Origin of the sequence: uncultured Kiloniella sp., assembly GCF_937128705.1 — a bacterium.
GTDB lineage: Bacteria > Pseudomonadota > Alphaproteobacteria > Kiloniellales > Kiloniellaceae > Kiloniella.
Genome location: NZ_CAKZMP010000028.1, coordinates 1 through 6,999, shown reverse-complemented (window position 1 = coordinate 6,999; position 6,999 = coordinate 1). Strand labels below are relative to the sequence as shown.

Here is a 6,999-nt window from a genome sequence, read left to right as displayed (position 1 = left end):
AATATTGTTGAGCGTTTCTTTTGTAAAATGAAGGATATGAGACGGCTGGCAACAAGATTTGAGAAAAAGGGAGCAAACTTCCTAAACATGCTATTCCTATTCTCCATAAGATGTTGGATCAATTGAGTCCACACCCTAGACATTTAATGATAGGAAGGGTTTGACAATAAACACCCTTCCCTAGCATTCACAGTTTTATCCCATCATTCGTTCAGCTTGGGGATCAAAAAGCGTTTCAGTATACATTTTGGCTTTGAGCCTCATTCCAAGGACTTCGATTTCCACCTCAAGGCCGTCCTTGGCGATCTCTGTTGGCAGAAACCCGTATGCTACTGTTTTCTGGCTATAGTGGGCATCCCCCCACACATCAGCGTCGATGGCCTCAACAACAAAGGTACAAAGCTTTCGACTTGCCCCTTCTTCCTTTTCTCTCAGAGCCGCCGCTTTACCTATAAAGTTTGCTTTTGATTAAACCAGAAAGTGCCTATTACATCATTTCACCAAATACAAAAGCCAATTCAAAGAAAGTTCAGGTCTTTCGCGATTGGGTTTTGTCTAATACACCATCAAGGCCAGAGACTTATCAGGACTCTAAATAATGGTATCGAGCCACGGTATTAATTTTAGAGACCGTAGCAATTTAAGTTCTATTGCTGGGACTTCGCCTTGGCGACAGGTGGCGTTTTGTAATGTTCCAGATAGTTATCATTAGATGCTTCTGGTGTCAGCTCAAACAGACGTCTTACTTCAGCCAATTCCATAATGCCGCCGGGGTTAAACGCAACCTTTGCATCTGCTCGCATTTTCATGGCACCAAAATTAAAGTTAGCACTGTGATTTTCCCGCACCAACTGGCGAATTTCATTTAAAACCATTTCACGCGCCCCCGGAAAATCTTGCCAAACTTCAAGTTGCTCAGCAGTGGGGCGATTAATTAAGCCCTGAACATTACGAGCATTATCATAACGCTGACGGGCCGTTCTGCCATGCATCGCAACGATACCGCCCGGGTCCAAGACAACAACCCGCCAACGATCTGTACCCTTTAATTTTTCAAAGGAATAATTATCTGGTTTCACATCCAACCAAGCCAGACCACGACGATTAAGCTCTCTCAAGGCTTGATCCAAAGCAAGGGATTGTCCTTTTGTCATCTCGCCCCCCTGCTTGTTCATAATATCTTCTGCTGTACCGCGTTCCATTCGCTCGTTAATTTCAACTGATTGAGCGTCTCTTACCTCAAAATATTCAGTACTTGTTTTTGTGACGTCAAACCGAGCAAATCTCTGGACGATGCGAATAAACCGTGTATCAACCAGTTTTTCCAGCGCAAATCGACCAAATTCATCAAGAACTCTGGCATCCCATTTCTCGGCCACAGTAACACGAACAATACGAGCTTTATTACCTGCGTGTTGATAGACATGGCTCGTCGAACCACTTCCCAAGTGTTTACCGAGCGGCAAGAAGTGTTCGGCCCCACTCGGGTCTGTGAAATTAAACTCAGTTTGCGCCCGTGCTGTCTGATCTAAGCGAGAAACATCAACCTTAATAGCCTCACCACCAATTGGCTCGCTACTGGGTGCCTTTGGCGCTTCTGCAGATGGCACCTCGACAGCAGAGGCCTTTTCAACCTTAACAGGTTTATTGGTCTGAGGCGCCGTGGCTTTATCTGGGTCAACATTATCATTGGCAAATTCCAACTCCCCGCGCTCGCCTTTAGGATTGTTAGACGCAACTTCACGTAATCCGGACGCCTGATTATAAAGAGCAGCTGTCAGAATATTGGCCGCTTGCTGAATATCTGATAAATACCGTTGTCCTGCTTCATTATAAATCGCTTCTTTCTCCACATCCGTCAGTTCCCGGTTGAGCTCTTTTGATCTTGCATCAATTGTTTCTTGCGCCAAAATCTCTTTGACCTTATCGATATCCGCACGGTTATCATTTAGCTCAACCGTTTCTCTCACTATTTTTTCGAATGATCCCAACTTTAATCCGGCAATCTGTGCAGCATCCAAGGCTCTGATAAAATATTTTGCACCCTTTGAAGCCAATTTTGACGGATCACCGGAATGCGTAATTTCTTGGAGCATATGAGCAATTTGCTCAAAATAGGATTGACGTCCTTGTTCTGGCGTTAATTTTATTTTTAATTCAGGCGCGGTATCAGCGAGCAAACTCTCTGCCGTAATAGAACGTTTGGCAGCTTGTATCGTAAAGACCACATGTTCTATGGCGGCTTGAGTATAGTATGCCTCTTGCGCGAAATAGAGGGCCTTCGATTGCGCATTCCGTAACTTCTGACGCAAGCTCTCTTTTTCAACTCCAGATGCCTTTTCAAAAGCCGTTCTCAATTCCAGAATATCTTTGAGAGCACTTTCATATAGTCTGTTTTCTGCAGTAATTTGCAGATCAACTTCCTGAATTGGATTTTCTTTATCATTCTTCAGAAGTTCTTTCTGCGCTTCAATGGCATCCCGATACTCAGCATTATATTTCTCTGCCAATCGCAGAGATTCTGTAACATCTGCCCTCTTATTTTCCGCAGTGTTTTCCAATATCCATTTTTTATGTGCATCCCAGGCTTCTTTTGGAAGAGCCTTCCGCGCAGACAAATGAGCAAAGGCATCTTGGAAGAGAACGTCCCCCTTACCGGCCTCTATCAAACTCTGGATGGTTTCTGTATAGGCGTTGGTATCAAGAACCAACCCAGTTTCACGGCCCCCAATTTCACTGGCAAGTTTCCACCGACCCGCAAAACGGGCATTAAACAAAATAACGCCCAGCGCAGCTTTTGGGCCAACAAAACTTATATCATAATCACTGGTCAGATTTTCAGACCCAAATGCCTGAACTTCACCTCCTATTTCCTGAACAATTTCATTGGCAAGATTATCCACAATCTGGCGACGAAGATTAACAAGTTTGCGCATGTCTTGCGCCGATAGGTTACCATTTTGGTAATCTTTACGAGCAGCATCCCAATTCCCGTTATAGGTCTCCATCAGAATTTTTGTTGGCTTATCAACAAAGAGAAGCCAGTCGATATATTCAATATGTCGGATCTGCGCTTCACGAAGTTGGCTTACTTTTGTTGTAGGACCTGTCCCCGGTACTGGTGGCTTGCCAATTGTCTCTAGCCATTGATTAATTCTGGCTTCGTTCAATCGCTGTAACGGAGATTTCTTTTTTCCTTCAAGAACTTTACCCGTTCCTTTTAACAAGACAATCGTCAAAAGATTTCCAAGATAATCATCCTGACTGATCTGATTACCTTCTAACAAACCATTCAAAGCCGTAAGCACAGCGGCCTCACCGAAAATAGCCGTCTGTTTCAATATTCCAGCCAGTTGTTTCCGGCCAATATGCTGCGCAGCTTTGGCGATCCCCTCTGACCCTTTCCCAAATCCTTTTAAAGCCCCTATGATTAATAGATTATGCGCATATTCTTTGAGAAGAGTTTCACTGGACCAATACCCCTCTTTCATGAGCAGAGCAGGATCGAGAGCAACCTGCGAGGTTCGATTGAGGAACGTAAATGCTCCAGCTTCCAGAGCCAATCCGGTGCCGTAGGCAAGCGCTTTCCCGCCAAGTGATCGCACAGCGCCAGCAGCCAGTACTTCAGCCGTTGCCCAACGACCAAATTTCCCAGCAACACCACCGGGAATGGCTATTGTCGCAAAAAGTTCACCAGCTTGCTTAGCATTTAAGAAACGGTCGATTGTGGCTGCTGTTCCTGTTGTTGTCTTCTTTACAAACTCGCTACCGACTTTCGTGGGGTCCAATACTATTTGTTTAGGAATGGTATAAACACCATCCTTCAGGAAACCATGTGTCCTGAGGACTTCTTTATCCTTCTCACTTAACTGACTTGGAAGATTATGCCCTGCACGGATCAATGCTATATTGAGCTTTTGGCTTTCCGCGATCACTTCTTCTAGCTCGGCCTGAGTATCACTCATTCCCCCAAGAAGATTTGCGGCTCTTGCCGGTCCGGCTTCGTACCATTCAATATGTAGATAGCTTACAAAGCTATTGAGTTCTCCGGCCAGAGAAGCTTCCCGTAATGGGATCATGGCACGGAAGAGACGTTGTGCATCCTCATCAATCAAAGCGGCCTGATATTCTTCGACCAGCAACCGCTGTTGATTTAAAACAATTCGACCTTCCAGCTCGTTTGCAGCTCCTTTCATCAAGCGGCCTGTTTGCCCCAGCTGTTCAAACATCTCCAGAAGTGGGTTGGATGTCCCGACCAAGTCTTTGAGATATTTAGCCTCAGCCTTGATTAGATCTTCATAAAGCTTCCCTTTTTCAGATCTACTCCGCCTAGGGTCTTCGTTAATAAGATCGGCCCGACGTTGGTCGAGATATTTAAGTTCGGCATCATCCATAGCCATCACAAGCCAATGATTAAGGTATTTCTTTTCATTCGCTTTATACTCCCGATCTCTCGGCGTATTTTTATGGTTAGCAAGCGTTTTTTCCCGTAACCCGCGCCCCACGGTAAAGTTACCTAAGTTTTTACGCTCCTCCCAAATTATGTCCGCTGATTTTCCATTGGCATACACACCCGCTACCGTGCGTTGTATGGCAGTTATTTGCCATTCACGATGATTTTCAGGAAGGAAAGAGCCGTAGTTCATACCGTACATTCGATAATCAGGAGGCGTAAAGTTTCCGGCGTTTTCAATATAATAATCCTGCAGCCCATCCCGAAGAGCCCGCAAGTTATTTAGCTGTGTGATCTGTTCTTCCAGATTGATTTTGGTTGTTTCATTATCTCTAAGAACATTTCCCAAGCCATCAAAGGCTTTTAGAATTTGTGCTTCTTTTTTATCAATATCTTTTGTCGCAGCAGCAACAAGCTCGGTCATTTTTTTCACACGTTGTTCAGGTGGCACATTTAAAAGATCTAGCCTGATTTTAAGTTGCGCGAGCGTACGGATTTCCAGATTTATTTGACTTAGGCCCCGAAGGTGCGATGCTTTCTTTTCTTTGACACGGGCCATTTTAGAAGCCGTCGCACTTCTTTCTTTCACATATTCATTGAGCTTCTCATTAACCGCTTCACCTGTTGCCTTGAGGAATTGCGCGAAAACTTTACGTTGCTCATCCGTTAACTGTGGGTCTTGGGATCGCATACGGACACCATCCAAAAGACGTGTAATTTGTCGAAATCCCTGCCCTATTTCTTGGGGGCCATGCTCACTCAACAGCTTCGTGATCTGTTTCTTAAGAGCATCTTCAGCAATATCATACCGTCCGGAACGAATGGCATCTCGGGCAATATTTCCCAACTCACTGGCATAGGTCGCACCCTTAGCCAGACTTGCCTGCCAGGCAATGGCTTTATCGATTTCCTGTATCAAGCGATTGCTAGAGGTCATCAGGGCTTTTTTATATCGATCCCCAAGCCCTTCGGTCGCCATAAGACGCTTTTGAAATTCTTGGATTTTCTTTTTGAGATCGCCATCATCCTGACCACTACCAAGTCCACTCGCAAGAACTGAGATCTCGGCAAAATCTAATTGTACCAGAAGACGATTTTTCGTTGTTTCATCAAAATCTTCTGCTTCCCAGAGTATCGCAATCAGGGCTTTAGCCTTAGCGTGATCCCCCTGCTCCACATATCCGTTCAGCATGATGCTACCGACTTCTGCGCCGATCGTGGCAGGTATATTACCAAGCACAGATTTGATATCTGCTTCGGTAACTTCGGCCCCTTTTCTTGCCAAGGAAACTCTCGCCTGAAGCGCCAGAAGTGATGGATCTAAAGGATTCTTATCTAGCCCCTTAGAAAGAAGAGAAGTTGCTTCGGCGAGATTACCTTCCCGAAGCAGCCTCTCAGCCCAATGTAGCGATATACCGGCAATGATTTTTGGATCTTTGTTTTGCTCAACAAATTCCTGCAATGCCTTTTCCCGCAACTTGCGCAGATCTGCCAGCTTACCTAGATTTTCTTTCTCACTTTCATTCAAAAAGCCATAACGCCGCTCTATCTGCGTCACAAGATCAATTAACGCCAGCGCTTTACTTTGATTGATTTTTGCGTCTGCACTTTCCAGATTTTTGAGTACATCCAGCGCCTCGACAAGCTGTCCTGAGTTCACCAGATTACGAATTTGTTCCAACCTGGATGCTGCATATTCTTTACGAATTTGTATCTGAGACTTTGACTCTTCAGAAGAAAATTGCTGCCCATAAACAGTGGCGCGTAAATCATTTATACTAATAAGCTGTTTAGTGAGCGCCGTAGTTAAGTTTGTTTGTTCTCGTCCCTTTGGCACTGTTGTTCTGATAGTATGTAACAACTTTCTACTATTGGTGTTTAGCTCGGAAAGAATAGAATTGAGATTTTCTTTTTCGATGCCTTTCAGACTTTTACTCAATCGGGTTAACTGACGTTCCAATTGTGCAATTAACGGCGGTAATTCTTTAAGATCTGTTCCGGGAAGTCCGGCGAGATGGACCAGAGCAGACAAATCATTCACCAAGGACAAAGAAGTCGCAGTCGGCTTATTTATGTTTTCGTAATGGGCTTTAGTCAGCCGTCTCCGCAAAGCATCATAAGAGGACTGTAAGTAAGCTGTCTCTTCTGCGTTAACGCCTTTCTTCCGGGTTGAAAGTATCTTGGAGAGAAAATTAAGCCGCGGCAACTCATTAACAGTATCTTCCTTTTCTTGAGAACCAAGTTCCCTATTGATGCGTTTAAACAATGCATCGATCAGAACGGCTCCATCTGGCTTAAGATTATTATCGACCAATTCATCCAAGGCTTCATCCAATAGTTGCTCTGTGACTTCTGCCCCAAATTTATGGGTCATTTCAGCGATCACAGACGGCAATATTCTCAAGGCTGGGTCTTCTTTTGAAAAAGCCGGCAACACATCTTTGTTTAACCAGGTAACTAATGACCGAACAGCATCAAGTTCAGCACGTTCCGGTGTTATATTTTCGTCCGTCGTGTAACTTGCTTTTGTTGCTTTTAGTCGTTGC

Annotated in this window: 2 protein-coding genes; both read right to left on the bottom strand. The window is 44.6% G+C overall.

Going from position 1 to position 6,999, the window contains the following annotated elements; translation table 11 throughout:
* Positions 1-195: 195 nt before the first annotated feature.
* Entirely contained in the window at positions 196-366 is a 171-nt protein-coding gene (locus Q0241_RS01735) for a glycine cleavage T C-terminal barrel domain-containing protein (protein WP_299372105.1), read from the bottom strand.
* Positions 367-647: 281 nt separating this feature from the next.
* Positions 648-6,999 (bottom strand): hypothetical protein (locus Q0241_RS01730; protein ID WP_299372102.1); only part of this gene is annotated, 6,352 nt, incomplete at its 5' end.